The organism is Bacillus sp. LJBS17, assembly GCF_019334685.1.
GTDB classification, from domain to species: domain Bacteria; phylum Bacillota; class Bacilli; order Bacillales; family Bacillaceae; genus Bacillus; species Bacillus subtilis.
Map to the genome: position 1 here is coordinate 1,839,534 of NZ_CP079759.1, position 24,211 is coordinate 1,863,744.

Here is a 24,211-nt window from a genome sequence, read left to right on the forward strand (position 1 = left end):
CAAACGCCCCCTCTTTTAAAAGGGGGCGTTTTGAATGTTATTTTGAAAGTGAAACAGGGAGACTTTCTAATCCTCTTAAAAAGACATTTTTTCTCCATTGAATGTCTTCAGGTGCAACCGCAAGTTCAATATCAGGAAATCTCTTCAGAAGTGCGTTAAATGCAATGTGGCCTTCCAGCCTGGCAAGAGGCGCTCCTAAGCAGAAATGAATGCCAAAACCGAAAGAAATATGTCTGTTAGGTGACCGATTTATATTTAATATTTCGGGGTTCTCAAAAAAATTCGGGTCGCGATTGGCAGATCCAATGCCTATAAAAATCATGTCTCCTCTTTTGATCGAATGCCCCTTATATGTAAAGTCTTCGATGGCCCACCGATTTGCCATCATAACGACAGGTGAGGTGTATCGCAGCAATTCTTCAACCGCTGTAGCGATCATTTCAGGATGCTGCTTGAGCTTCTCACATTCCTTCTTGTGCTGCAGCAATGCGAGTGTGCCTGAGCCGAGTAAGTTAACAGTCGTCTCAAGGCCGGCTACAACGAGCAAGAACAGCATCGAATAGAGCTCTTTTTCGCTTAACTTGCTGCCGTTTTCCTCAGCATGCACAAGTTTGCTGATTAAATCGTCTTTTGGCTTTATCCTTCTGTCATGGATCAGCTTGGCGATATAATCTTTAAATTCACGAAGAGCCTGATTTGTCAGCTCTCTATTACCTTCAGAGGTATCAACCATCGCATTGGTCCAGATTTGAAACTGTGACCGATCTTCTTTTGGGATTCCCATCAATTCAGATATAACAATAAAAGGCAAAGGGGAAGCGAAGGATTTCATGATATCCGCTTTATTTTCTTTTTCCATTTCATCTAAAAGCTGTTCAGCAATTTGTTCAATGCTGCCGCGCAGATTTTCAATGGTTCGGGGAGTAAATGCTTGATGAACAAGTGATCGCAGGCGGGTATGGTCAGGTGTGTCTTTTGCCAGCATATGATCGGATACAAAATCGATATCTTCACTAACGTTGAGCATTTTAATTTGTTCTTGGTTCATCACATTTTTTACGTCTCTTGTAATTCGATTGTCTTTTAAAAAGGCCATACAATCATCGTATCGGGTAATTAACCAGGCCGGATATGTGGCTCCGAACCGTTTTAATTCAAATCGGTGAATGGGCTCTTCCTCTCTAAATCGCCCTAAAACTGAAAAAGGATTGTGATGAAACTCTTTACCATGCGGATGAAACATCAATTTTTCCATTTGCATTCTCCTCGCCTAATAGGGTAAATAGATGAATCAAATTGCTGAATTAGTTTACAAAAAACAGAATGATTTGAAATGTAATCCTGTCTCTAAAACTATATATCTATTTTAGGAGTCATTCAATAGGGTGAAGAACGAAAAAAGTGAAAAAACGGCTCGATATAAAGCAGCGCCTTTGAACGAAAGCTCAAAGGCGCTACGCTGTATTATTTTGATGAAAGTGACTGTCAGCTGCGCTGGATATCAATTGTATATACTGCACGATCTGTTACGACCTTCAATCCTTCGTTTTCTTGGTGAATATGAATGTCACCTAATAAAGGAATCTCATAGGCATTTTGCGGAAGCGGTACGTTTCCGTCCTCAGTGAATGTTGTTCCTTCGCCTTCTAAAACAAGCTCTTCTTTCGCAACATAATCATCAGGATGATTCGTACTGCGTATAGCCACTTTTTGAAGGTGGAGAACAATCTGATCCAAGTCTGATATCTCTTCATCATGGGTCAATTCACCTTTTCTAATATCAAGCGTCTGGCCGACTTTTGATTCCAGCCATTGAGAAAGCTGTGTATTCGTGTGTGCCATCAATATTCCTCCTTTTGATCTACACGATACTATTCCCAATTGCTGCATCTTTTACACGGAAAAGAGCCGCCTCACTCTTTATGTATGAAACAATTCGCTGTTGAGAGCCTTGATATAGCGTACGGCAGAACGCTGGACCGCTTCACCTGCATTTTCTTTGACAACTTTAGAAAAAGCATTGTAAAGCCGGTTGAATTGAAGCGGTTTTACTTTGGCTGCTATTTCTTCAACTTTGGAGGCGGGAAGGGGAATGAGATTTGGGTAGCTGTACATAAAGCTGACCCAGTTTCGGTCCGCCGCAACCGTAATGATATCTCCGGTCAATAGACACCCTTTCCCTTCATTGCCCTTGCTCCAATGCAAAACAGCACCGCCTTTAAAATGTCCGCCCAGTCGGTAAAGGTCCAGTCCCGGCTTTACGTTGAGCGTTTCCCCTGACCAGAAGTGAATGTGATTGCTTGGCCTTGTCACCCATTCTTTATCATCCTCATGGATATAGATCGGCGCCTGAAACGCTTCAGCCCACTCAACCTGAGTAGAGTAATAATGCGGATGAGACAAGGCAATGGCTTGAATACCGCCTAATTCGTTGATTTGATCAATTGTCTTTTGGTCAAGATATGTCATGCAATCCCACAGCACATTGAAGCCCTTATGCTGGATAAGATGGGCTGTTTGTCCAATCGCAAACTCTGGTTCAGTTTTGATGCTGTAAAGATGCTCTTCTTCCTTTTGGAGGATGTTTTGAAGGGTTCCTTTCTCACGCATGTCTTCAAGAGTTGTCCAAGTTTGTCCATCGGGATGAATATACTGTCTTTCATCCTCGCAAATCAGACACGAGTTGGGCGGATCTACAGTCTGTGCATGTTGCACACCGCATGTATTGCAGATATAATATGGCACTTTCTTCACTTCCTTCATCTATTTTCCATTATTTTACCTTATGATTATGAATATTCAAACGAAAAAACCGGCAGTTCTGCTGAGAGAGAATTGCCGGCTTTTTGGTGCTTTTTATTGGCCGGGGACGGAATTTTCTGCGTTGACAGCGCCCGCTCCGTAGATATTCGGATCTTCATCTTTCCATTTGTCCGTGCCGTTTTTCAAAAGCTCTTTTACTTCATCGGGGGTAAGATCCGGGTTTTGCTGAAGAATTAAAGCTGCGATTCCTGCGCAAATCGGTGTTGCCATCGAGGTTCCTGACATTGTAAAGTACTGAGACCCTACACGGCTTGACTTTTGGAGCTTATCAATATAAGAATTCGGAGAGCGAAGGGAAATAATATTAACACCCGGCGCTAAAATATCAGGCTTTTCTTTCCCATATACTGTCGGGCCGCGGCTTGAGAAGGAAGCGACAGTATCATCATCGCTGCTTGCAGTATTGTTATCGTCAAGCGCACCTACTGTAATCACCTTTTCGCTCACGCCCGGGCTTGCAATGGTCTGCGAATCAGGGCCTGAGTTTCCGGCAGCGACACAGACGACAATCCCTGCGTTCCACGCTTCTTCAACCGCTCTGACTAACGGATCTTCCTGTTCATGATCATATCTAAGGGCATCGCCCCCGAGCGACATGCTAATAATATCAATCGGTTCATCGGGGTTGTCCTCATTGTATTGAATACACCACTCAACACCCTCTATAATATCTGCTAACGTTCCTGAACCCTGTTTGTTTAATACCTTTACGCCGATGAGATTGGCTTCCGATGCAGGTCCGCGGTATTGACCGGAAGAGGATGCACCGCTGCTTGCGACATCACCTGCACAGTGTGTGCCATGACCATTATCATCGTACGGCTCTGTTTTTTGATTGACCATGTCCGCGAATCCGATAATTCTGCCTTCTAGATCAGGATGCGGGTAGATTCCTGTATCGACAACAGCGACAGTAACACCTTTTCCTGTCAGGGTTTGCCCGTTTCTGACGACTTCCTTCGCATGGCTTGCTTCGGTTGCCGTGTCTAAAAGCGCTTTGACTTCGCGGTTTAAATACACTTTACGGATATTGCTGCATTCAGAGAGAAGGGAATGTAATGCTGAAGGAGTAACCTCCGCGCTGCAGCAATTGATTTTGTTGAAGCGGCTTTTTAGCTTGCTGCGTTTTTCTTTTTGCAGCACCTCTCCAGCCATTTGAAAGCCGGTCTCGTGACAGCCTTCCTCAAATTCGATAATGACTGACATTTTTTTTCTGTTTTGCAATTTGGTTTCGAAAAATTTATGCAAGAAGCAAGGAGTCCATTTGAAGGGCCTGTAAAGCTGCAATACGGTTTCCCGTAACGGCCAATCTAGCTTGTGAGCATTTGCTCTCACCATTTGTACCATAGAGTACCCAAACATGTATTTTCCTCCTATTATAAGGTTCTCTGTATACTCTATGAACAGATGATAGGTTTGGTAAGTTTGTTTGTCCTCTATAAGAGACAGACAAGAGTTTGTTTTTCTGAATCTTTCGCATTAGATGCGATAGATTCAGAAGTTGAGGAAATCATTGGGGATTGAAAAAGAACGTTTGTTCGTATTATAATGTGGTCATATCAAACTGGGAAGGGGAGAGCAACCGTATGAATTTCTACTTGCACCGATCTTTGGAAAGCCAAATGCCAATCAGCATTATATATATGAAGAAAGACGGAACGATTAGTAAAAGAACGATTATTGTGAGACAGAAAAGCAAAACGAAAATCAAAGCATTTTGTTTTTCGAAACAACAGATCAGAACATTTTTATTGGACTCTATCCTCTCCTGTGATTTTGTGAGAACAAATAAGCAAAATCTCTATTCTGCAGGCCGGTAACAGCTGTCCGTCTCAGCAACTGGGCAGCCTGTTACTAAAACCCTCCTTAAACCTATATACATTTATTTGCCAAGTGAGGTTGTTCCTACCTTTTTTGTCTTTCCTCTCAACCTTTTTTCACTCTTATTTGAAATGAACCGCTAATAACCGTGACAATCAATTGATTTTTTGAAACCGGGAACTTTTTCACTGATGATATTGTGTATACAATGGTAAGATAAAACCTATTGGCTAAACCTCATATAATGAACCGCGCCATTCTTATGAAAGGAGTTAAACATGAGAAGATTTTTACTAAATGTCATATTAGTCTTAGCCATTGTCTTGTTCTTGAGATATGTTCATTACTCATTGGAACCAGAACCATCAAATCAGCCAGATACATATTCAAATTTCAGCAGCTTGGCAGAGAATGAGAGCCCAGCCGATTACGATATTTCATATAATGAGAAAAAAGGAAGCAAAGTCTTAATTATGTCTCCGCATGGCGGAAGAATTGAAGGCGGAGTAAGTGAGCTTGTTCGTTATTTCAATAATGAATACTCTACATACCTGTTTGAAGGGTTGAAGTCCCACGATAACCAAACGCTGCACATTACAAGCACCAACTTTGATGAGCCATTGGCAAAAAAGAAAATCAAGGAGCATCAATATGTGGTGGCTTTTCACGGATATAAAGGGGAGAACAAGAATACCCTTGTAGGGGGAACAGACCGAAAGCGGGCGAAAATGATTGTGAGAGCCCTTGAGCGGAGAGGGTTTTCCGCTGAGTTAGCGTCGTCTAAAAGCGGTCTTGCTGGATTGAATGCCGAAAACATTAATAACCAAGGGGAAACGGGGCTAAGTATCCAGCTGGAAATCAGCCGTGAGCAGAGAGAAGCATTTTTTGATGATTTTTATTATAAAAATAGAAAATACACAAAGAACAGTGAATTTTATGCTTATGTCAGTGCGATCAAAGGTGTCCTGGAAAAAGAGTATTCGTAACAAGCAGATCAGAAGACAAAATAAGAGAAGATCAGTAGACTGAAATAGGATAAAAAAGGAGGCAAAACAATGGCAGATCATCATTTTTATTTAAAAGCGAATTGGCCGGGTAACCGCAATGATGTCGGTACGATCGAAAGCGGAAACCTGATCACATCGATTTCCATTCCTAAAGAAATGGATGGCCCGGGAGAAGGGACCAACCCAGATGAAATGCTTCTCGGGGCGGCAGCGACCTGTTACATTATTACACTTGCAGCGATGATGGAGAGAAGCGGGCTGGAAAAAGAAGACTTACAGATGGAGTCAGAAGGCATTGTCGACGTCACAAAAGGAGTCTTTACATACAAAAAGATCATTCACCGTCCCTCTGTCGTACTTAAACATGATGCTTCACAAGACGACGTCGCATTGGCGCACAAGCTTTGTAAAAAAGCGGAGTCGTCATGCATGATTTCGCGTGCAATTCAAGGAAATGTTGAGCTGCAGCTTGAAGCCTCTGTGAAACTGGGTGGAGAATAAAGAAAACAGACGGTCACTCACAGGCCGTCTGTTTTTTATCTTCAGCGTGGGCTTTCGATTGATTTAGCACGACCACGCCTGCAATGACAAGCGTGAGGCCGAATACACCTTTTAAACTGATGGTTTCGCCAAAAAGCAAAAACCCGACAATTGCTGTAAGTGCGGTACCAACGCCCGACCATGTTGCATACGCGCTTGATAAGTCAATTGTTTTTAAAGAAAAGCTTAGAAACGTAAAAGCAGAAAGAAATCCGACTATGACTCCGGCAATGGGCCAGGCTTGTGTAAATCCTTCTGAAAGCTTCAGCATCGTGCTCCCAAACACTTCAGATACAATGGCGAGAGCCAAATAAAGCAATCCTCTCATCTTCATCACTCCTTTACTGCCAATTAAGTAACACGACCCCTGATAGTAATAAAAGAATCCCGATAAGCCCTTTGGCATTCAGATCTTCCTTGAACCATTTTACTCCGATCACTGTCGTCAGCACCGTGCCCGCCCCGCTCCAAGTCGCATAGGAGAGGCCCAGGGGAATATGGTTTAAAGTCAGGGACAGCATATAAAAGGCGAGGGAATAGCCAATAACGACCAAAGCACTTGGCTTCCACTTTTTGAAGCCATCAGATACTTTCAGCATGGCTGCTCCTATCGATTCCGAACATATGGCAATCGTGAGGAATATATATCCTATCAACATCATGAATTCTCCTCACTATATTTTTAGATTAGAAAAAACTTCAGCTAGAAAAATATTAGTGTATGCCTATGTATGAGTCAAGAGATTCATTTTCACACACTAAAAAAGACCCCTTTTTAAGGGGTCTTGTGCGTTTAATAATAAAAAGGGAACGGGGCATACGGATAATAGGGGTATCCGCCATACAAATAAGGATTAAATAAAGCGCTTCCTATAAGCCCGCCTGCAAGGCCGCCGATAAACGGTCCTCCAAAAAATCCGAATGGCCGGCCAAACCCATAACCAAATCCGGGTCTTCCAAACCCGTAACCGAACCCGAACGGTCTTCCAAACCCAAATGGTCTCCCGAATCCGAATGGCCTTCCAAATATTCTTGTATCTTCAGGGCTGAAATGCTCTAACTCGTTCATGTTTTCTTTCCTCCTGTAATAAAGTGTAGATGATGCAGTGTATTCACCCTGCCCGGATTTGATTGGGCGAATCGAGGAAAAGGAGGATGTGAACACATTGGGCCTGTATCAGTCTGACTGGTCAAAAGCACCGCCCCACGCACATGCTTATCATGTCAAAACAACGAGAGAACAGGGCCATTATCATCTCATCGAAGGGTTTACTCAGCCGGCAAACGGATCAAATACCGATCAGCATACACATTACTATACAGGGATCACTTCATTTGAAAACGGCCATTTTCATCGGTATTACGGAATCTCAGGACCGGCGATTCCCTTAGCAGATGGCACACATTATCATGAAATCGAAGAAACGACGTATCTGGCCTATAACGAGCCGATTGAGATCCAGTACGGAGGGGTTGTGTACGATCCCGGAGATGACAGAAGAAAAACGCATCGTCATACCCTGAAAGGAAAGACAAGGGAAATTGTCGGCAATGAGCCGCTCGGCTGGTAGAAGGATGTTTACCGATGCAAAAAAAGGGCAAAATGGATAGGTGGTTGTCCATGTTGAATGCTATAATGGGGGGAGATTTATAAAAGAGAGTGATACATATTGAATAATACGAAGCAGCCCGTTGTCATTTTAGTCGGACCGACGGCAGTGGGGAAAACCAATTTAAGTATTCAGCTAGCCAAATCCTTAAACGCGGAAATTATCAGCGGAGATTCGATGCAGATTTATAAAGGGATGGATATTGGAACAGCTAAAATTACCGAACAGGAGATGGAGGGAGTGCCCCATCATCTGATTGACATTTTAGATCCCCAAGACTCTTTCTCTACTGCCGATTATCAAAGCTTAGTAAGAAATAAAATCAGCGAGATTGCAAATAGAGGAAAGCTCCCGATGATTGTCGGCGGTACAGGGCTTTATATACAATCTGTGCTTTACGATTATACATTTACGGAAGAGGCAAATGATCCCGTGTTTCGAGAGAGCATGCAAATGGCTGCTGAGCGGGAAGGCGCTGACTTTCTTCATGCCAAACTTGCTGCAGCAGATCCCGAGGCAGCAGCTGCGATTCATCCGAATAATACAAGAAGAGTCATTCGCGCACTGGAAATTTTACATACGTCCGGAAAAACGATGTCCCAGCATTTGAAGGAACAAAAACGAGAACTTCTGTACAATGCAGTGTTAATTGGCCTGACAATGGATAGAGACACGCTCTACGAAAGAATTAATCAGCGGGTCGATATGATGATGGAGTCAGGCCTTCTTCCGGAAGTGAAACGCTTATACGACAAGAACGTGAGAGACTGTCAATCAATACAGGCGATAGGCTATAAAGAGCTGTATGCATATTTTGACGGTTTTGTGACACTTTCCGATGCTGTCGAACAGCTAAAGCAGAACTCGAGGCGGTATGCGAAACGCCAGTTGACGTGGTTTCGCAACAAAATGCAGGTCACATGGTTCGATATGACACCGCCTGTTGATATGGAGCTGAAAAAAAAGGAAATTTTCACACATATAGCAGGAAAACTCGAACTTTAATCGAAACTGTATGATATAGAGAATCAAGGAGGACGAAACATGAAACCGATTAATATTCAGGATCAGTTTTTGAATCAAATCCGGAAAGAAAATACGTATGTCACTGTTTTTTTGCTGAACGGCTTTCAGTTGCGGGGCCAGGTGAAAGGCTTTGATAACTTTACCGTATTGTTGGAATCGGAAGGTAAGCAGCAGCTTATATATAAACATGCGATCTCAACGTTTGCGCCGCAAAAAAACGTCCAGCTTGAACTCGAATAGATCAAAAAATGCCATGTCAAGACATGAGGAAAGGCTGCCGGGGGTTCCCGGCGGCCATTTTTAACATGCATCCACTTTTGCTCCAAGCTTTTTGTGTAAGCTGACCATGCCAAGGCACGGTCTTTTTTTATGAGAACAACATACGGAAGTGGAAATGGTATATTATGTATAAAATGAATTTGGGAGTGATCGACCTTGTTTGAAAGTGAAGCAGAACTGAGACGAATCAGGATTGCACTTGTATGGATAGCTGTCTTTTTACTGTTCGGGGCGTGCGGGAATCAAGATACCATTATTGAAACAGACAGCGGCAATTCAGACTATGAAACGCCTCAGCCCACCTCGTTTCCACTTGAACATAACCATTTTGGCGTTATGGAGGACGGCTATATCAAAATTTATGAGTATAATGAGTCCCGCAATGAGGTAAAGCTGAAGAAAGAATACGCGGATGATGAGCTTGAATAAAATTCACAAGCATTCGAATTTACAAAGCGGATGCCAGCCGCTAAACTAAATACAGACACAGATCAAACAGAGGGTGAAAACATGAAGCATAAAGTGATCGTGAATCATTGGGAAGAAATTTGCGAAGATGATTCTTGCTATGAATACGGAACAAGTATCATTGTGAACGGAAAAGAATTAATCAGAGAAGCGTCAATTATCACTGCTTTGAAGGCGGTTTTAGAAGAGATCGGCGCGGATGTTGAAATAGAAGAAACAGTAGAGAGCGAAAAATGCTGTGATAGCTTAAGAAAAAAAAATCTAGACTACTAAGCAGTTTTTTTTCATGTTATGATAAACATCGGCTAAAAAACGACACCCCGAGTAGGACGAGAGATGATTCTCGTTCTGCTCTCTTTTTTGGGCCCTAATGAGTCTGCCCATTTGCCTGATTTGATCAAAATATGAATTTTTCATAAAAACGAATCTATATATTGTGTTTTTGCTAGAGGGTAGTATACTATATATAGTGTTAGTGATGAGAGATTCATATTTTTTGATAGGTCGTGATAAAACGTGGTACAAATCATATTTGATTCGAAAACAGGGAATGTTCAGCGGTTTGTGAATAAAACAAGTTTTCAGCAGATACGCAAGGTGGACGAAATGGACCACGTGGACACTCCGTTTGTTTTGGTCACCTACACGACAAACTTCGGCCAGGTACCGGCATCAACACAATCATTTCTCGAAAAATACGCCCATCTCTTATTAGGAGTCGCTGCGAGCGGCAACAAAGTATGGGGCGATAACTTTGCAAAAAGCGCCGATACCATTTCAAGACAATATCAGGTGCCGATCTTGCACAAATTTGAACTCAGCGGCACATCTAAAGACGTTGAATTGTTTACTCAGGAGGTAGAAAGAGTTGTCACAAAATCAAGTGCCAAAATGGATCCAGTTAAATAACGAAATCATGATCCAAAAAGATGGAAAATTCCAGTTTGACAAGGATAAAGAGGCTGTACATAGCTATTTTGTAGATTATATCAATCAAAACACAGTCTTCTTTCACGATTTAAAAGAGAAGCTGGATTATTTGGTTGAAAACCAATACTACGAAGAGGAATTCTTAAGCCTTTATTCTTTTGAAGACATTAAAGAAGTGTTTAAGACAGCTTACGCTAAGAAGTTTCGTTTTCCTTCCTTCATGAGTGCGTTTAAATTCTATAATGACTATGCTTTGAAAACGAATGACAAGAAAAAAATCCTCGAGCGTTATGAGGACCGGATCTCAATTGTTGCGCTGTTCTTCGCTAACGGCGACACTGAGAAAGCAAAAGAATATGTAAACCTGATGATCAATCAAGAATATCAGCCGAGCACACCGACATTTTTGAACGCCGGCAGAAAACGCCGCGGTGAACTTGTGAGCTGCTTCTTGCTCGAAGTTAATGATTCTTTAAATGACATTTCAAGAGCGATCGATATCTCCATGCAGCTTTCTAAGCTTGGCGGCGGGGTTTCTCTTAACCTGTCCAAGCTTCGCGCGAAAGGTGAAGCCATTAAAGATGTTGAGAATGCGACAAAAGGCGTTGTAGGCGTCATGAAGCTTCTTGATAACGCGTTCCGTTACGCTGACCAAATGGGACAAAGACAAGGATCCGGCGCGGCGTATTTAAACATTTTCCACCGCGATATCAATGATTTTCTTGATACGAAAAAGATTTCTGCGGATGAAGATGTGCGTGTCAAAACGCTTTCTATCGGTGTTGTCATTCCGGATAAGTTCGTTGAGCTTGCACGCGAGGACAAAGCGGCTTATGTATTCTACCCGCACACGATTTATAAAGAGTACGGCCAGCACATGGATGAGATGGACATGAACGAAATGTACGACAAGTTTGTCGACAACCCTCGGGTGAAAAAGGAAAAAATCAACCCGCGGAAACTGCTTGAAAAATTGGCGATGCTTCGTTCTGAATCAGGCTATCCATACATCATGTTCCAAGATAACGTCAATAAAGTGCATGCGAATAACCATATTTCCAAGGTCAAATTTTCTAACCTTTGCTCTGAAGTGCTGCAGGCATCTCAAGTTTCTTCATACACAGACTATGATGAAGAAGATGAAATCGGTCTGGATATTTCCTGCAACCTGGGTTCGCTTAACATTCTCAATGTCATGGAGCATAAATCAATCGAAAAGACAGTCAAGCTTGCGACAGACTCTTTAACACACGTGTCTGAAACAACTGACATCCGTAATGCGCCTGCTGTAAGACGGGCAAACAAAGCGATGAAATCAATCGGCCTCGGTGCTATGAACCTTCACGGCTACCTTGCGCAAAACGGCATTGCGTATGAAAGCCCGGAAGCGCGTGACTTTGCAAACACGTTCTTTATGATGGTGAACTTCTACTCCATCCAGCGTTCTGCGGAAATCGCAAAAGAGAAGGGCGAAACGTTTGATCAATATGAAGGCTCAACCTATGCGACAGGTGAATACTTTGACAAATACGTTTCTACTGATTTCTCACCGAAATATGAAAAAATAGCTAATCTGTTTGAAGGTATGCATATCCCGACGACAGAGGACTGGAAAAAGCTAAAAGCATTTGTGGCTGAACATGGTATGTATCACAGCTACAGATTATGCATTGCGCCGACAGGCTCTATCTCATACGTTCAATCAAGCACGGCGTCTGTTATGCCGATTATGGAACGGATTGAAGAACGAACATACGGCAACTCAAAAACGTACTACCCAATGCCTGGGCTTGCATCTAATAACTGGTTCTTCTATAAAGAAGCCTACGATATGGACATGTTCAAGGTTGTGGATATGATCGCCACTATCCAGCAGCACATTGATCAGGGAATCAGCTTCACATTGTTCTTAAAAGACACAATGACGACCCGTGATTTAAACCGAATCGATCTGTATGCACATCATAGAGGTATTAAAACCATTTACTATGCAAGAACGAAAGATACTGGGCAAGACAGCTGCCTTTCTTGTGTTGTTTGATTAAAGGAGAGTTTATAGTGACAAAAATTTATGACGCAGCAAACTGGTCAAAGCATGAAGACGATTTTACCCAAATGTTCTATAACCAAAACGTGAAACAGTTCTGGCTTCCGGAAGAGATTGCTTTAAACGGCGATCTTCTCACATGGAAGTACCTCGGAAAAAATGAGCAGGATACTTATATGAAGGTACTGGCCGGACTTACGCTTCTTGATACAGAGCAGGGGAATACGGGGATGCCGATCGTGGCTGAACACGTAGATGGCCACCAGCGGAAAGCGGTGCTGAACTTTATGGCGATGATGGAGAACGCTGTCCATGCGAAGTCGTACTCTAATATTTTCATGACCCTTGCACCGACTGAAACGATCAATGAAGTATTTGAATGGGTTAAACAAAATAAATATTTGCAGAAAAAAGCGCAAATGATTGTCGGGCTTTACAAAGCCATTCAAAAAGATGATGAAATTTCACTGTTCAAAGCGATGGTTGCTTCCGTCTATCTGGAAAGCTTCCTTTTCTACAGCGGTTTCTATTATCCGTTATATTTCTACGGACAAGGAAAACTGATGCAAAGCGGTGAGATCATTAACCTGATCCTTCGTGACGAAGCGATTCACGGCGTGTATGTCGGTCTCCTTGCTCAGGAAATTTATAATAAACAGACAGAAGAGAAAAAAGCAGAGCTTCGTGAATTTGCGATTGACCTTCTGAATCAGTTATATGAAAATGAGCTTGAATATACAGAGGATTTGTACGATCAAGTCGGACTCTCACACGATGTAAAGAAATTCATCCGCTATAATGCGAATAAAGCGCTGATGAATCTTGGATTTGATCCATACTTCGAAGAGGAAGATATTAATCCGATCGTATTAAACGGATTAAACACAAAAACAAAATCGCATGACTTCTTCTCTATGAAGGGGAATGGCTATAAAAAAGCGACAGTTGAGCCGCTCAAAGATGATGACTTTTATTTTGAAGATGAAAAAGAGCAGATATAATATCTGCTCTTTTCGGCTTGAAGGTTCAAATGAGGAGGACGCAGTACCCATGGGAAAAATGGACGAAATGATTTTAGTTGCCCCGCGCGATGATGTGTTTAAGAAAGAAAGCTTAACCTTCCAGGGCGTGTACAATGAAGATAGCAGAGTAGCCGAAATCATGGCTCAGATTGAAGCGGCCTATCGTGAAATGAGAAGAGGGGACGCAGAAGAAGATCCGCGTTTCAAGCAGCCGATACCTTATGTCGTCATTAAGCGTGAAGATGAAGTTTTTCTTTACGAGCGGCTGGCTGGCGGCGGTGAATCGCGACTGCACAACAAGCTTTCTCTCGGCTTTGGCGGCCATATGAACGCCATCGAAGGCGCAGCTTCATTTGCTGAAGTCTTAAAGCTGAACACAGACCGTGAGCTTGAGGAAGAACTGCAAATAAATGAAGAAGATAAACAGGCGATTGTCACACTGGGATTGATCAATGATGATGAAAACAGTGTTGGCAAAGTGCATATCGGTATTCTTTCTGCGCTTCAATTAAAGCCTGGGGCACAAGTGGAAGTGAAGGAGAAAGAACAAATTGCGGGTAAATGGATGAAAGTTTCTGAATTAAAACAGGAAGACATCTACAACCGTCTGGAAACATGGTCACAGTTTGTTGTTGATATTCTTGAATAAAAAAACCCGGTTTCTCGCGATGAGGAGCCGGGTTTTTTTATGAGACGCTCGTCCCCGTCTCGGCTATGATTCTAGGATCACAATAGCGTCAAAGCCGGCATTTTTCGCTCTGGCAGCGAGGGTGTCTGCATTGTCTTTGGATGAAAATGCGCCAATCTGCACTTTGTATAATCCGTCCTTTAAAAGGACAATCGAGTCAAAACCTTTGGCTTCGGCTTTACTTGCGAGCGAGTCGGCATTCGCTTTGACTTTAAATGCGCCGATTTGAACCTTATATAACCCTGAGCTGGAAGTCTTTTTAAGGTTAAAGGCTTGCTCCAGCCCGTTTGCATGTCCTCTCGCTAAGCTTTGAATAAAACTGCTCGTTTTCAGCTTATTTGCATCGGCAACGGTATCAATGAAGCCGTTCTCGGTCAAGAGGGCAGGCATTGCCGACTCCCTTAGGACGTGGAAGTTCGCTGTTTTTTTGCCGCGATCGGCAAAGTCGACAGCTTGTATCACTTCAGAGTGAATTGTCGATTGATAAGTCGTCGTCGGGGCTCCTACACCTGGATAAATATAGCTTTCAAAACCTGTGCCTCCCCCGGAATTAACGTGAATGGACAAAAAGAAATCTGCTCCCCAGTTATTTGCGGCATTTGTCCGGTCGTTTAAGCTGACAAATTGGTCGCTTGTCCGGCTCAGCAGCAAAGAAACGCCTTCATATTCATTAGTTAATATCGTACGTAAGGCTAAAGCGATTTGCAGGGTTAACGTTTTTTCCTGAAGGCCATTACCTGTTGCGCCTGGATCAGACCCGCCATGGCCAGGATCAATAAAAATTTTAACCATTTTTCATCACCTCATTACAGGATATGAAAAAACACGGCTTCTGCTTGTACGATTATCATTCAACTGAAAAATGAGGAAATAACCTTTCACATCCGGAAATTATTTCTCGGGAAAGCGCACAATTCAACATGAAGCGACAACAGATACGGTCCGACATGAAATATGTACATATACCATATGTTTGTATGTACTTTGAGTTCGGTTAACCTGCACTGATTCCTGCTGGTTTTAAGCTTTGCGTTCATATTAAATCAAGCATTTGAAACGTAAATTGATGAGAAAAGCTCCTTTCATTAAAGACACCCCTTTATAAATCGAAAAAAAGAAAAACACTTCAGGTATCTTAGGGCGGGTAATACGCTTCGTACAAAAAACAGCCCGTTGCATGAAAAAAGGATTGGCGAATGGAGAAAATAATGAGAAAGAAGCTCACTATAATACTTTGACAAAATGATTAAAAACAAAATCTCATGGTTTGTCCACCCCATGTCCGTGAATACAATAAGAAATAAAGTATTTCTCGGGAAAGCGCAGGATTCCTTATTGTTCCCGAAAAAAGCAATTGTTTCGACACATGATAGGCGTTTGTCACAATCGGCATCCGCTTGAATATCATATAGAGAGAACAGAGAGGTGAAGATGTTGGAGCGCGCTGTGACTTATAAAAACAACGGACAGATCAACATTATTCTGAACGGGCAAAAGCAGGTGCTGACGAATGCTGAGGCAGATGCGGAATATCAGGCTGCATTGCAAAAAAACGAAGCAAAGCACGGCATTTTGAAGGAAATCGAAAAAGAGATGAGCGCATTAGTTGGGATGGAGGAAATGAAACGCAACATCAAGGAAATATACGCCTGGATTTTTGTGAACCAAAAACGCGCGGAGCAAGGCTTGAAGGTTGGAAAGCAAGTGCTGCACATGATGTTTAAAGGAAATCCGGGAACGGGAAAAACGACGGTTGCACGGCTCATCGGCAAGCTGTTCTTTGAAATGAATGTCCTGTCAAAAGGCCACTTAATAGAAGCGGAGCGGGCTGACTTGGTCGGGGAGTATATCGGACACACCGCCCAAAAGACGAGAGATTTAATCAAAAAATCATTAGGTGGCATTTTGTTTATAGACGAAGCCTACTCGCTGGCAAGAGGCGGCGAAAAGGACTTTGGGAAAGAAGCGATCGACACACTTGTAAAGAACAAGGTTTTAACTTTTATGCCACTTCTCAACTCGATATCCCTCAGCCTCAACGTCAGCATAAATACGTATGGCAGCAATATTTAGAGCGATTTAATGAGATAAAAAAAATGCACTTTGAAGAGCTTAAAACTGTAGGAGAGATTTCTAAGGAACTAAATATCTCAGATTGGATTATTTTAGATTTATTTAAATCACAAAATGTGGACAAGCTTTCATTTCAGGAATTGTCTAAGCGTAGACGAACTAAGGACTTTGCTTTTCTTTATGATCTGCATTTCAATAAGAAAATGAGCCTGAAGGAAATTAGTCGAGCTTTCGATTATTCTCCACCTTATATCCGTCAAGTTTTTAAGGATCAGGGAATTAAACACTTAACCTTTAAAAATCAGTATAAAAATTAAATTTGATTCTACATCTAGTTTTGGCTTTATCGGATATGTCTGTATATAATAATTAATTCTCGATAAAATTCCCATTTTATTTAAACCTGAAAGCTGCTTGAATACATCACAAATATAAAGTATCCTGTATATGTATCATAGTTGGTGTATCAACCACTATAGGCCAGAGAGTTCCCTCACATACTCTCTGGCTTCTTTTATTAACCTTACATTATTATTTATGGGGGATAGTATGGACAATCGAAAAATGCTTCTTAGACGGAAGTTGAAAATAAACAAACAAAAAAGCCTCCGAGTAACATTGATGTCAACACTGCCTCGTGATATGGCAACTACTATTGAGGATTGTAGTCTAATCACATCTCCTGAATTAGAAAGAATCCTAGATAAAGTTCAGAAAAAATGGAACTTTGAATTACATAAAAATGATTTTGCAATTAAATACAGTGAGCATAGAAAAGAATACAGTTGGGAATATGAAGTGATCAATCATGTGCAACAAACTAAGCTTCCTGATGAACAAGTTTACTTATATTTAGGGATAGAGGATAGCCCAATTTTTCTGATTAACGGTAACTGGATAATAGAGAACTTTAATTTTCTGTGGGAACAAATAAATAACAGCGATTTATGGATTATTGACTTTAATTTTAAATATGGGGTTCTAGTGTCTCGATATGGTGGATATTTAGATCATGATCCTAACCCAAATGAAATTATTTATGCAGTCACTGAATGGGGGATATAAAATTGGTTTATACAACAGAGAGTTGCAAAGGGCTTTGAATCTGCATTTTTGGTGGATTTGCAAAGTGATTTACTTAGTGAAGGAAATTAAAGAATGAAGAGGCGAGCCGATTGTATAAAGCATAAGTTAATTCGTGGATTACGTGGTATGATAATCTCAAAGACGAAGGGGGATAAGCATGTTTAAAGAAGTAGACTATTGCACTTGTGAAGTGTCCAAAGTTTATACCGAACAAAATGATATGGGACATTGGGATGTATGTGATATCTGCAAGAAAGTCATTGAAGATACTTTTGAGTACTTTAATTACAATTCAGATGATTATTATGGATGAAATGATTTGACAAAATTTTGAGTCAACGTGACACTCTGTTTTGCTTTACATCGGCTAATATGATAATAAGGTAATAAATAGCCAGGCGTATTTCCGAAGGGGAGAGCGCTTATTTTTATAACGAGTTAAGCCCTCCCATTGTTAAGCGAGGATCAACAGAGTGGGAGGCCTTCTCAGTGAAAAGGCTAAACAGGTGGACACTAAAAATAAGCTTGAAAAATTTCCTTCCAAGCTCAATGATTTAACTGTCAATTTTAAACCTAAAGAACCCGATAGTTTTAAAAAGTGTTACTAAACTCATTTGGTAGACCAAGCTATTTTTTTATATTTTTACTATCATTATTAATAAACCATTTCTCAGCAAAATCCACTGCTTCTGTAAGTGAAAAAAGGCGGCAATTAGCAGAACCCACTTTGCCAACTTTCATATTATGTTCTGCTTCAAACGCTTGACCGACTTCTTGAAATAGTTCTTCTCTAAATTCAAGTTCTTTATATTCTTTCCATACTCTTTTACCTTCTACTATTATAGGTGCACCCCTGTTTATAATTTTTTGATAAGGAATTCTGTACTCAGCAAGATGGAAACAGGTACTACTATCAAAATCAGCACCTAATAATAATACATATGATTCCCGTATATAAAGTTTCCCCAGAGGTGATTGTTCACCCAGTCCGAATTCTAAAGGATGTTGATTAAGGATTTTGTTTTTATGTTTTCCCCAAGCTACAAAGGAGTAGTTTGGGTGATTACTTCTTTTAACTTCTGGATAAGACCTGAATAACTCTACTATTTGCCCCATCCCTCTAGTAGTGGGAGTATAGTTAGAATTATAGGCTGGCATACTTTCTCTAATAATATCCCACCACTCCTCTGGTACGGGAGGGTTTCCCCATTCTTTTGGGTCAGATAATTCCACGGATTGAGAAGGCATCACGATGGTACCTTCTTCAGTAACAACATCTATTAATGCTTGAATCACAGCAACAGCTCCACCATTTACCCATCCTATAGATGATAAAGAGGAATGTACAAGTACGGTCATCCCTTTCTTTAATCCTAAAGCTTTCAAATCTTCTGTTATAGACTGTTTTGTTCTTGGAAAAGTTGTACTTTCAACTATTTTTTTCATTTAGTTCATCTCCTATCTATAACCTCTTATTAGATACTCTGTAAGTTTGCAACAATTAAATTAGCAAGACCCCTTGATGAAAGGTGTTGTTTTTTTATTCATCTTCTTAAACTAACTGACCCGTTAATTTAAGTGGAAGTTTTTACAATCTCTTTATATTTAGTTTAACATAAATAACCAAGTAAACTTAGAAATCCATTTAAAACTACATAAAATATAAGAAACTCCGTTATCCATAATATTAAATCAACCTTTATCTTTAACTTAGCCATATAAAAAAAGAAAAGCCCAAAAACGGGCTTTTTATTTTGTTTGCTCTCTTAGTATAGCTACTATTTTATCAAGAGAATGTTCATCAATATTTCTAATGGTACGCTTGCTACTCATTCCAAGCTTACCTTTGATTTTTAAATGGAGGATACCCAATTGCATCGTGGCCATTCCCAAGGGATTTGGAGCAATATCGAAGTCAACTTCTTTGATACTTTTAAATTCAACAACTTCAGTATCTGCACCCCCGAAAATACCGCCTTTCATAGTGACAAATAGAAGTTTCTTTTCAGTAATAACCATAAAACCAAATTTAGTAAGCTTTGGATCTGCAGAAGTCATATGTAAAATCTTTTCCTTTTTCCCAACTTCCTTTTTTAAAGCTTTAATTGCATACTCATAAAACTTTCTTTCTGATTTAGGGAATTCTTGAATGATGGACTCAAGATCTTTTAAAAGTATTGGATAATCTATGATTCCATACTTAGAGTTTAATTTATGAAATTTTTGTCCCATCACTTATCTCCTTTCATCGTTCACAAGCATAGTTGTCATGATCCCTGTCCATTTTAGATTGGTAAGCAGGGTGGGAGCTAGGAACTCCGTTGGGATATTTCTTTCTTAACTCTGTACAATTTTTAAACGTTTCTGTTTCCCCAGTTGACTCTGCAGAAGCTTCATTTTCAGTTGTAGTCGAAGTTTCACTTGATGCCTTTGGAGTTGTAGGCTGTTTAGCTGCCGGTTTAGATGTTGTTGCTTTTTTAACTGCAGTGGTTTTCTCTTTCACACAGCCATTAAATCCTCGGTCAGTCACATATCCATTCTTGCTCCAGATTAAAAGCTTCTCTGATTTTGCTTCTTGCTCGTCTTTCTTAAATTGATCTATGTATTTCGTATTTGGCTCATATACATACGCTACTCTGGCCAATCCTTCTTTTAGCAATGTTTCCTGAACAGATTTGCCATCCACATAAACATAAGCTAATAGTCTTCCGTATTTATCTCTGCGGTCACCTTTATCGAACTCCAGTTGCAGCTTACCACTGTTGACCAATTCCTTGTTTCGCTTAGACGCATCTTCACCATATGGTTGAACACAAGAATCTGGCTTCTTCGTCTCAGGTGTGTCTATGAGCAAGTAGCGCACTGTGTCTACATTTCCGTTGTAATTAACTTTAATTGTGTCACCATCAACAGCTCTATCTAGAGTAACATCGACCAATTCCTTTTTGTCTTTTTCCTTAGACTTGTCAGCAGTTTTTTCTTTAGTAGATTCCTTTTGTTCTGTTTTCTTTTCTACATCTGTAGAAGCTTGTGGTGTTTCTTTTTCTGTGCTTACTTTTTCAGAATCATTTGAGCCGCAGGCAGCCAATGATAAGCTTAAAGTGAATGCAGTAAAGCCTAATATTACTTTCTTCAATTTCATTTCCCCTTTTAAAGTGTTTGTTCTCTATCTATATCGGTAGACCATCAATAATTATAATCCTTTATCCAATCTTTTCAAATTGAATTTTAAATAAAATCTTACATAAACAATAGTTTAAAAGTGAGTAAAAAGCATTGCTTGAAAAAAAGGTCAGTGGTACTATCTTTCTCGAAAGGAGGAATTAAATGTAAAAAAAGAAAAAATATTCATCTGTGAGTTTTCATAAGAGGTTGAAATTTTAACAATAAAGGAGAAACCATTATGAAAAAATTTGTTCCACTAATTTTATTTGCAGTTTTATCATTTACCATGCTACTTTTCTTAAACACTAAAGAGGTTGAAGCAACTTCCTCTAATTCTGAGAAGAATGTTACCTCGTTGTTTAAGGGAACACTTAAATTTGAAGTAGATGAAAATAAAAATGCCAAATTAAAAAAAGTTGATCTTGGAAATGAAAAAGAACAAATTAAACAAGCAGATATTCTCGCATCTGAGTTAAATCATGATTATCTCTACAACTACGATTCAAGTATCTCAGGAGATCGAGTTGATCTATATTCTAATAAAGAGACCAAAATAAAGAATAAAACTAAAGGGAAAGTACCTGGCTATGTAGAAGTACAAGTTGAAACATTATTAAGTGAGAAGAACAAATCAATAACAAACGTTATTAGAATCACTAAAGTTGTTGGCACAAAGCCTATGTACGTGAATGCTTCAAATAACTTACTAGCCAATAAATCCGTAAATGGAAAGTACATTAGAGTTCTTGCACACACTAAGAAATTTATGCTTGGAGAAATAAAGGCAGGAGCAAGTTCTTCAAAAAGTTTTAGAGTGGGTGGAACTAGCTTCTATAAAAGAGAATTTTCGGCTTCAGTTGTATGGAAAGACTCTCCTCCAGTAGTTGACTCTAAAACGTCTTCACCATTTCTTGCAAATAAAAAAGCAGTATTATACCCATATGCAAAAAACAATCATAACAAAAAAGTAATGCCGGCACCGGCTTATGCTAACATGAAAGTTATCCCAGTTGAAGATAGAGAGAAAAGGGATAAAAAAATTAGAGACAAATATAAAAGTTGGTATATAAAGAAATATGGAGACCCTAAATGGAATTGGAGTGATTATGAAATTCACCATATTATTCCTCTTCAGTACGGAGGGAATAATGATATGAACAATTTATTCCCATTAAAAAAGGATTTCCACCGAAAAACTGTGTCTCCTTGGTGGACTGGATATTAACAAGTAAGTGGGGCGATTTATTTGACTAACTTTGTTCATAAGACTGTAAATGGTTTGAAAAGTCTCTTAGATGAAAAAGGAGCCATTAAATTGTTTTGTTCTGAAGGAGATACCATGGAATGCCTTGTTACTTTTTCCTCGGACAAAGCAACCCTTAATGAGATTCAAAGTTTTGAAACTAAACACCAGATCACCCTTCCAGAGGATTATCAGAAGTTCATCACACTACATAACGGTGCGAAAATTTTTGAGATTCTTTCTGATGGGGAGAATATAGGTGGAGGACTTCAGCTATTTAGCCTTGAAGAGATTGAAGAGGAACTAAAATATGAGGATTTGTTTGAAGGTATCAATGGTATCCCAATTGGCTACTTATTGGAAGAATGCCATTTAATGATCGATAAAGATAAAATTAATCAAGGTGATCCTAACTATCTCTATATATTTGAAAGTGGTTTAGAATATAATCCATTAAATTTAAACTTTGAAATATTTTTAGACCGGTATATATTGGCTAATGGGGAACCTTTTTGGGATTGGCGCTACTATACCGCAGAAAATTATTATAGAACAAGATAGTGTGATGTATAAGACAGTCAGTTCTGGCTGTCTTTTTCTGTTATTCAAGCAAATGATTGTGGTAAAATTTACATAGAGTAGGCTTGAAAGGAGAATGAAATGAAGGTATTTGAAGCTGATTCATTGCTCTCTGAAGCGGATAAAAGAACCAAAGAGTATAAGGAACTAAGGTCGCAAATGGTGAAGCTTAAAAAAGCGTTTAAAGCTGTAGCTGACCTAGACGACAGCGAGTTTTCAGGTAAGGGTGCAGACAACATTAAAGCATTTTATCATGACCATGTCGGCGTTACAGATCAATGGATTGATCTTATCGATATGAAAATTGCTTTCTTAAGCAGCATTTCTGCAAAACTTGAAGACGCTAAGATGTCTGATGCATACATAGAAGAATCCTTCTTAGAACATGAACTTGTAAATGCATACACAAAATCAAAATCCATTATGTCTGAACAGAAAAAAGCAATGAAAGACATTTTAAACGACATCAATGATATTCTTCCACTTGAAATATTCTCAACAGAAGACTTCAAAGACAAACTTTCTTCTGCAGATGACAAACGTGAAAAAACAATCGATAAGATAAACAAGCTTGATGAGGATTTAAAAACAGAGTACGCTGAGACTGAACCAAATGAACAATTCATCCAGCAAGATTTTAAAAAGCTACAGGAATCAACAGGCAAAGGGAAGAACGCCACACCGATTCACTATAACGCTAAAGCGTATAGAGAAAGTGACATACATAAGAAAAAAGGCGATATTGAGCAGCATTCAGAAGCTTATTTAACCGTGAAGAAAGAAGAAGCAAAAGAACGAGAAATTAAGGAATTGAAAAAGAAACTTAATGACGGTGTGTCTGATCCTGATGAATATTTAGAGATTGCTAAGAAAGTAGGGTACGAGAATCTGGAGCCAGCTCAAGTACAGCTTGCAGTGCAAATTGAACAAGCAAAGCAGCTAGAAGGAGCAGGAGAAATCACCTGGGACATCGTAAAAGGTGTAGGGGTAGGCTTATATGACGTTGGCAAAGACACTGTAACCGGCTTATGGGACTTCATCACCGATCCAGGAGAAACATTGTCAGCGCTTGGCAATGCAGTTATTCATCCAGTTAAAACATATGATGCAATATCTGCTGCAATTGAAGAGTCATATCAAAAGGATATGGTGAATGGAGATGCCTATTCAAGGTCAAGATGGGTAACGTATGCAATTGGCTCAGTGGCTGCAGCTGTTGTCGGAACAAAAGGTGCAGGAGCCATTAACAAAGCTGATGCAGCAGGCAAGGTAATAAATAAAGCTAGTCAAGCAGGGAAGAAAATTAAGGACGTCAAGATTCCAGATTTGCTGCCTTATAACCCTAAGTACGATCTTGCTATGGCAGGGGACGTGCCATACAATGTAGTGGATGGAGAAAACTTAAAAAATCAGCTAATGAGTTTTGCTAAAGGGTCAGATAAAGAAGTAAAACCTTTCGATGTCGTTGATTATAGACCAAGTAACAGTCCTTTAGAGAATCATCACGGTGTAATGGACGTATGGGCTAAACACAATGTTCCGAATTATGTGAGTAGAGGGAGTAACACACCAACAGTAGCTTTAACTAAGGAACAACACAACGCTACCAAGAAAGTATATAGAGAATGGTTGTTCGAAAAAACAGGGAAGAAAGTTGGCGGCAAAGTAAACTGGAAAGAAGTATCCCCCAGAGAAATACAAGAACTTACTGAGAAGATGTTTGATGCTGCTAATGTTCCTAAAGAAGCTAGACAGCAATATTATAACGCATTTAATCAATACAACTTTAGAAAGTAGGTGCGGA

At 40.1% G+C, this 24,211-nt stretch carries 30 protein-coding genes and 1 pseudogene; 20 read left to right on the forward strand and 11 right to left on the reverse strand.

Annotated features, from left to right (window positions below; genetic code table 11):
• Positions 1-37 precede the first annotated feature (37 nt).
• The 4 genes from KXZ66_RS09175 to aprX form a co-directional block, all read right to left on the reverse strand.
• Positions 38-1,255 (reverse strand): cytochrome P450 family protein, encoded by a 1,218-nt coding sequence (locus KXZ66_RS09175; protein ID WP_128740345.1) that lies wholly within the window; start codon positions 1,253-1,255, stop codon positions 38-40.
• Positions 1,256-1,485: 230 nt separating this feature from the next.
• Positions 1,486-1,842, reverse strand: coding sequence for a protein YmzB (locus KXZ66_RS09180; protein WP_038828291.1), 357 nt, complete (start codon positions 1,840-1,842; stop codon positions 1,486-1,488).
• Between the two features lie 78 nt (positions 1,843-1,920).
• Positions 1,921-2,745 (reverse strand): MBL fold metallo-hydrolase, encoded by an 825-nt coding sequence (locus KXZ66_RS09185; protein ID WP_161621590.1) that lies wholly within the window; start codon positions 2,743-2,745, stop codon positions 1,921-1,923.
• Positions 2,746-2,856: 111 nt separating this feature from the next.
• The gene (gene aprX / locus KXZ66_RS09190; protein WP_219144879.1) at positions 2,857-4,185 is read right to left on the reverse strand and encodes a serine protease AprX; all 1,329 of its coding nucleotides are present in this window, start codon (positions 4,183-4,185) and stop codon (positions 2,857-2,859) included.
• 224 nt (positions 4,186-4,409) lie between these two features.
• Here aprX and KXZ66_RS09195 point away from each other — a divergent pair, with 224 nt between their 5' ends.
• The 3 genes from KXZ66_RS09195 (at position 4,410) to KXZ66_RS09205 (ending at position 6,152) form a co-directional block, all read left to right on the forward strand.
• Entirely contained in the window at positions 4,410-4,643 is a 234-nt protein-coding gene (locus tag KXZ66_RS09195) for a hypothetical protein (protein WP_014476869.1), read from the forward strand.
• A gap of 279 nt (positions 4,644-4,922) precedes the next feature.
• Complete coding sequence (locus KXZ66_RS09200) at positions 4,923-5,630, forward strand: poly-gamma-glutamate hydrolase family protein (protein WP_003245758.1); 708 nt, start codon at positions 4,923-4,925, stop codon at positions 5,628-5,630.
• Positions 5,631-5,699: 69 nt separating this feature from the next.
• Positions 5,700-6,152 (forward strand): OsmC family protein, encoded by a 453-nt coding sequence (locus KXZ66_RS09205; protein WP_003231775.1) that lies wholly within the window; start codon positions 5,700-5,702, stop codon positions 6,150-6,152.
• Between the two features lie 13 nt (positions 6,153-6,165).
• Here the strand turns inward: KXZ66_RS09205 and ebrB are convergent, their stop codons facing one another.
• From ebrB to KXZ66_RS09220, 3 genes are all read right to left on the reverse strand, one after another.
• On the reverse strand, positions 6,166-6,519 hold the full coding sequence (gene ebrB / locus KXZ66_RS09210; RefSeq protein ID WP_003245163.1) for a multidrug efflux SMR transporter subunit EbrB: 354 nt from the start codon (positions 6,517-6,519) through the stop codon (positions 6,166-6,168).
• Between the two features lie 13 nt (positions 6,520-6,532).
• Positions 6,533-6,850: a multidrug efflux SMR transporter subunit EbrA gene (gene ebrA, locus KXZ66_RS09215; protein ID WP_101501639.1), complete on the reverse strand. Its 318-nt coding sequence runs from the start codon at positions 6,848-6,850 to the stop codon at positions 6,533-6,535.
• Positions 6,851-6,984: 134 nt separating this feature from the next.
• Positions 6,985-7,260, reverse strand: coding sequence for a hypothetical protein (locus KXZ66_RS09220; protein ID WP_003245252.1), 276 nt, complete (start codon positions 7,258-7,260; stop codon positions 6,985-6,987).
• An 88-nt stretch (positions 7,261-7,348) separates the two neighbouring features.
• Between KXZ66_RS09220 and KXZ66_RS09225 the strand changes: the two genes are divergently transcribed.
• From KXZ66_RS09225 to KXZ66_RS09265, 9 genes are all read left to right on the forward strand, one after another.
• On the forward strand, positions 7,349-7,762 hold the full coding sequence (locus tag KXZ66_RS09225; protein WP_003231769.1) for a YmaF family protein: 414 nt from the start codon (positions 7,349-7,351) through the stop codon (positions 7,760-7,762).
• Between the two features lie 99 nt (positions 7,763-7,861).
• A complete protein-coding gene (miaA, locus tag KXZ66_RS09230; RefSeq protein ID WP_069837521.1) occupies positions 7,862-8,806 on the forward strand; it encodes a tRNA (adenosine(37)-N6)-dimethylallyltransferase MiaA in 945 nt (314 codons plus the stop codon).
• Between the two features lie 39 nt (positions 8,807-8,845).
• On the forward strand, positions 8,846-9,067 hold the full coding sequence (gene hfq / locus KXZ66_RS09235; protein ID WP_003221097.1) for an RNA chaperone Hfq: 222 nt from the start codon (positions 8,846-8,848) through the stop codon (positions 9,065-9,067).
• Between the two features lie 195 nt (positions 9,068-9,262).
• Positions 9,263-9,535, forward strand: a complete 273-nt coding sequence (locus KXZ66_RS09240; RefSeq protein WP_014479841.1) for a YmzC family protein — start codon at positions 9,263-9,265, stop codon at positions 9,533-9,535.
• Between the two features lie 81 nt (positions 9,536-9,616).
• Entirely contained in the window at positions 9,617-9,847 is a 231-nt protein-coding gene (locus KXZ66_RS09245; RefSeq protein ID WP_003245262.1) for a hypothetical protein, read from the forward strand.
• Positions 9,848-10,090: 243 nt separating this feature from the next.
• Positions 10,091-10,483, forward strand: coding sequence for a class Ib ribonucleoside-diphosphate reductase assembly flavoprotein NrdI (nrdI, locus tag KXZ66_RS09250; RefSeq protein ID WP_151870230.1), 393 nt, complete (start codon positions 10,091-10,093; stop codon positions 10,481-10,483).
• Positions 10,443-12,545: a class 1b ribonucleoside-diphosphate reductase subunit alpha gene (nrdE, locus tag KXZ66_RS09255; RefSeq protein WP_014479842.1), complete on the forward strand. Its 2,103-nt coding sequence runs from the start codon at positions 10,443-10,445 to the stop codon at positions 12,543-12,545. The genes nrdI and nrdE overlap by 41 nt, the downstream gene beginning before the upstream one ends.
• A gap of 17 nt (positions 12,546-12,562) precedes the next feature.
• Positions 12,563-13,552 (forward strand): class 1b ribonucleoside-diphosphate reductase subunit beta, encoded by a 990-nt coding sequence (nrdF, locus tag KXZ66_RS09260; protein ID WP_003231754.1) that lies wholly within the window; start codon positions 12,563-12,565, stop codon positions 13,550-13,552.
• Between the two features lie 49 nt (positions 13,553-13,601).
• The gene (locus KXZ66_RS09265) at positions 13,602-14,222 is read left to right on the forward strand and encodes a hypothetical protein (RefSeq protein WP_101501636.1); all 621 of its coding nucleotides are present in this window, start codon (positions 13,602-13,604) and stop codon (positions 14,220-14,222) included.
• Positions 14,223-14,285: 63 nt separating this feature from the next.
• Here the strand turns inward: KXZ66_RS09265 and cwlC are convergent, their stop codons facing one another.
• Entirely contained in the window at positions 14,286-15,053 is a 768-nt protein-coding gene (gene cwlC, locus KXZ66_RS09270; RefSeq protein WP_015383726.1) for a sporulation-specific N-acetylmuramoyl-L-alanine amidase, read from the reverse strand.
• Between the two features lie 639 nt (positions 15,054-15,692).
• Between cwlC and KXZ66_RS09275 the strand changes: the two are divergent.
• From KXZ66_RS09275 to KXZ66_RS09295, 5 genes and pseudogenes are all read left to right on the forward strand, one after another.
• Positions 15,693-16,250, forward strand: a pseudogene (locus KXZ66_RS09275) (AAA family ATPase); the annotation flags it as partial.
• A gap of 107 nt (positions 16,251-16,357) precedes the next feature.
• Positions 16,358-16,651, forward strand: a complete 294-nt coding sequence (locus KXZ66_RS09280; protein WP_032721590.1) for a hypothetical protein — start codon at positions 16,358-16,360, stop codon at positions 16,649-16,651.
• 232 nt (positions 16,652-16,883) lie between these two features.
• Complete coding sequence (locus tag KXZ66_RS09285; protein ID WP_219144881.1) at positions 16,884-17,399, forward strand: hypothetical protein; 516 nt, start codon at positions 16,884-16,886, stop codon at positions 17,397-17,399.
• A 178-nt stretch (positions 17,400-17,577) separates the two neighbouring features.
• On the forward strand, positions 17,578-17,733 hold the full coding sequence (locus KXZ66_RS09290) for a hypothetical protein (protein WP_003246211.1): 156 nt from the start codon (positions 17,578-17,580) through the stop codon (positions 17,731-17,733).
• Between the two features lie 160 nt (positions 17,734-17,893).
• On the forward strand, positions 17,894-18,028 hold the full coding sequence (locus tag KXZ66_RS09295) for a hypothetical protein (protein WP_004398929.1): 135 nt from the start codon (positions 17,894-17,896) through the stop codon (positions 18,026-18,028).
• A gap of 19 nt (positions 18,029-18,047) precedes the next feature.
• Here KXZ66_RS09295 and aacD read toward each other — a convergent pair whose 3' ends face one another.
• The 3 genes from aacD to yokF all read right to left on the reverse strand — a co-directional run bounded on the left by aacD (position 18,048) and on the right by yokF (position 20,556).
• On the reverse strand, positions 18,048-18,866 hold the full coding sequence (gene aacD / locus KXZ66_RS09300; protein WP_004399070.1) for an aminoglycoside N3'-acetyltransferase: 819 nt from the start codon (positions 18,864-18,866) through the stop codon (positions 18,048-18,050).
• Between the two features lie 303 nt (positions 18,867-19,169).
• Entirely contained in the window at positions 19,170-19,652 is a 483-nt protein-coding gene (locus KXZ66_RS09305; RefSeq protein ID WP_032725953.1) for a PH domain-containing protein, read from the reverse strand.
• A 13-nt stretch (positions 19,653-19,665) separates the two neighbouring features.
• Positions 19,666-20,556: an endonuclease YokF gene (gene yokF, locus KXZ66_RS09310; RefSeq protein WP_219144882.1), complete on the reverse strand. Its 891-nt coding sequence runs from the start codon at positions 20,554-20,556 to the stop codon at positions 19,666-19,668.
• Between the two features lie 267 nt (positions 20,557-20,823).
• On the opposite strand from yokF, the gene KXZ66_RS09315 reads away from it, so the two are divergent.
• The 3 genes from KXZ66_RS09315 to KXZ66_RS09325 all read left to right on the forward strand — a co-directional run bounded on the left by KXZ66_RS09315 (position 20,824) and on the right by KXZ66_RS09325 (position 24,204).
• Positions 20,824-21,810, forward strand: a complete 987-nt coding sequence (locus KXZ66_RS09315) for an HNH endonuclease signature motif containing protein (protein ID WP_219144883.1) — start codon at positions 20,824-20,826, stop codon at positions 21,808-21,810.
• Between the two features lie 21 nt (positions 21,811-21,831).
• Positions 21,832-22,389, forward strand: coding sequence for an SMI1/KNR4 family protein (locus tag KXZ66_RS09320; RefSeq protein WP_141556159.1), 558 nt, complete (start codon positions 21,832-21,834; stop codon positions 22,387-22,389).
• Positions 22,390-22,488: 99 nt separating this feature from the next.
• Entirely contained in the window at positions 22,489-24,204 is a 1,716-nt protein-coding gene (locus KXZ66_RS09325; protein ID WP_219144884.1) for a ribonuclease YeeF family protein, read from the forward strand.
• Positions 24,205-24,211 lie beyond the last annotated feature (7 nt).

Coding starts and splice junctions, on each gene's coding strand:
- KXZ66_RS09245 (WP_003245262.1), top strand. CDS start 9,617: ATGAAGCATAAAGTGATCGTGAATCATTGGGAAGAAATTTGCGAAGAT.
- KXZ66_RS09285 (WP_219144881.1), top strand. CDS start 16,884: ATGGACAATCGAAAAATGCTTCTTAGACGGAAGTTGAAAATAAACAAA.
- KXZ66_RS09280 (WP_032721590.1), top strand. CDS start 16,358: ATGCACTTTGAAGAGCTTAAAACTGTAGGAGAGATTTCTAAGGAACTA.
- ebrA (WP_101501639.1), bottom strand. CDS start 6,850: ATGTTGATAGGATATATATTCCTCACGATTGCCATATGTTCGGAATCG.
- KXZ66_RS09205 (WP_003231775.1), top strand. CDS start 5,700: ATGGCAGATCATCATTTTTATTTAAAAGCGAATTGGCCGGGTAACCGC.
- hfq (WP_003221097.1), top strand. CDS start 8,846: ATGAAACCGATTAATATTCAGGATCAGTTTTTGAATCAAATCCGGAAA.
- KXZ66_RS09305 (WP_032725953.1), bottom strand. CDS start 19,652: ATGGGACAAAAATTTCATAAATTAAACTCTAAGTATGGAATCATAGAT.
- KXZ66_RS09265 (WP_101501636.1), top strand. CDS start 13,602: ATGGGAAAAATGGACGAAATGATTTTAGTTGCCCCGCGCGATGATGTG.
- KXZ66_RS09195 (WP_014476869.1), top strand. CDS start 4,410: ATGAATTTCTACTTGCACCGATCTTTGGAAAGCCAAATGCCAATCAGC.
- KXZ66_RS09180 (WP_038828291.1), bottom strand. CDS start 1,842: ATGGCACACACGAATACACAGCTTTCTCAATGGCTGGAATCAAAAGTC.
- KXZ66_RS09220 (WP_003245252.1), bottom strand. CDS start 7,260: ATGAACGAGTTAGAGCATTTCAGCCCTGAAGATACAAGAATATTTGGA.
- aacD (WP_004399070.1), bottom strand. CDS start 18,866: ATGAAAAAAATAGTTGAAAGTACAACTTTTCCAAGAACAAAACAGTCT.
- ebrB (WP_003245163.1), bottom strand. CDS start 6,519: ATGAGAGGATTGCTTTATTTGGCTCTCGCCATTGTATCTGAAGTGTTT.
- KXZ66_RS09315 (WP_219144883.1), top strand. CDS start 20,824: ATGAAAAAATTTGTTCCACTAATTTTATTTGCAGTTTTATCATTTACC.
- KXZ66_RS09325 (WP_219144884.1), top strand. CDS start 22,489: ATGAAGGTATTTGAAGCTGATTCATTGCTCTCTGAAGCGGATAAAAGA.
- KXZ66_RS09200 (WP_003245758.1), top strand. CDS start 4,923: ATGAGAAGATTTTTACTAAATGTCATATTAGTCTTAGCCATTGTCTTG.
- KXZ66_RS09175 (WP_128740345.1), bottom strand. CDS start 1,255: ATGGAAAAATTGATGTTTCATCCGCATGGTAAAGAGTTTCATCACAAT.
- KXZ66_RS09290 (WP_003246211.1), top strand. CDS start 17,578: ATGTTTAAAGAAGTAGACTATTGCACTTGTGAAGTGTCCAAAGTTTAT.
- cwlC (WP_015383726.1), bottom strand. CDS start 15,053: ATGGTTAAAATTTTTATTGATCCTGGCCATGGCGGGTCTGATCCAGGC.
- aprX (WP_219144879.1), bottom strand. CDS start 4,185: ATGTTTGGGTACTCTATGGTACAAATGGTGAGAGCAAATGCTCACAAG.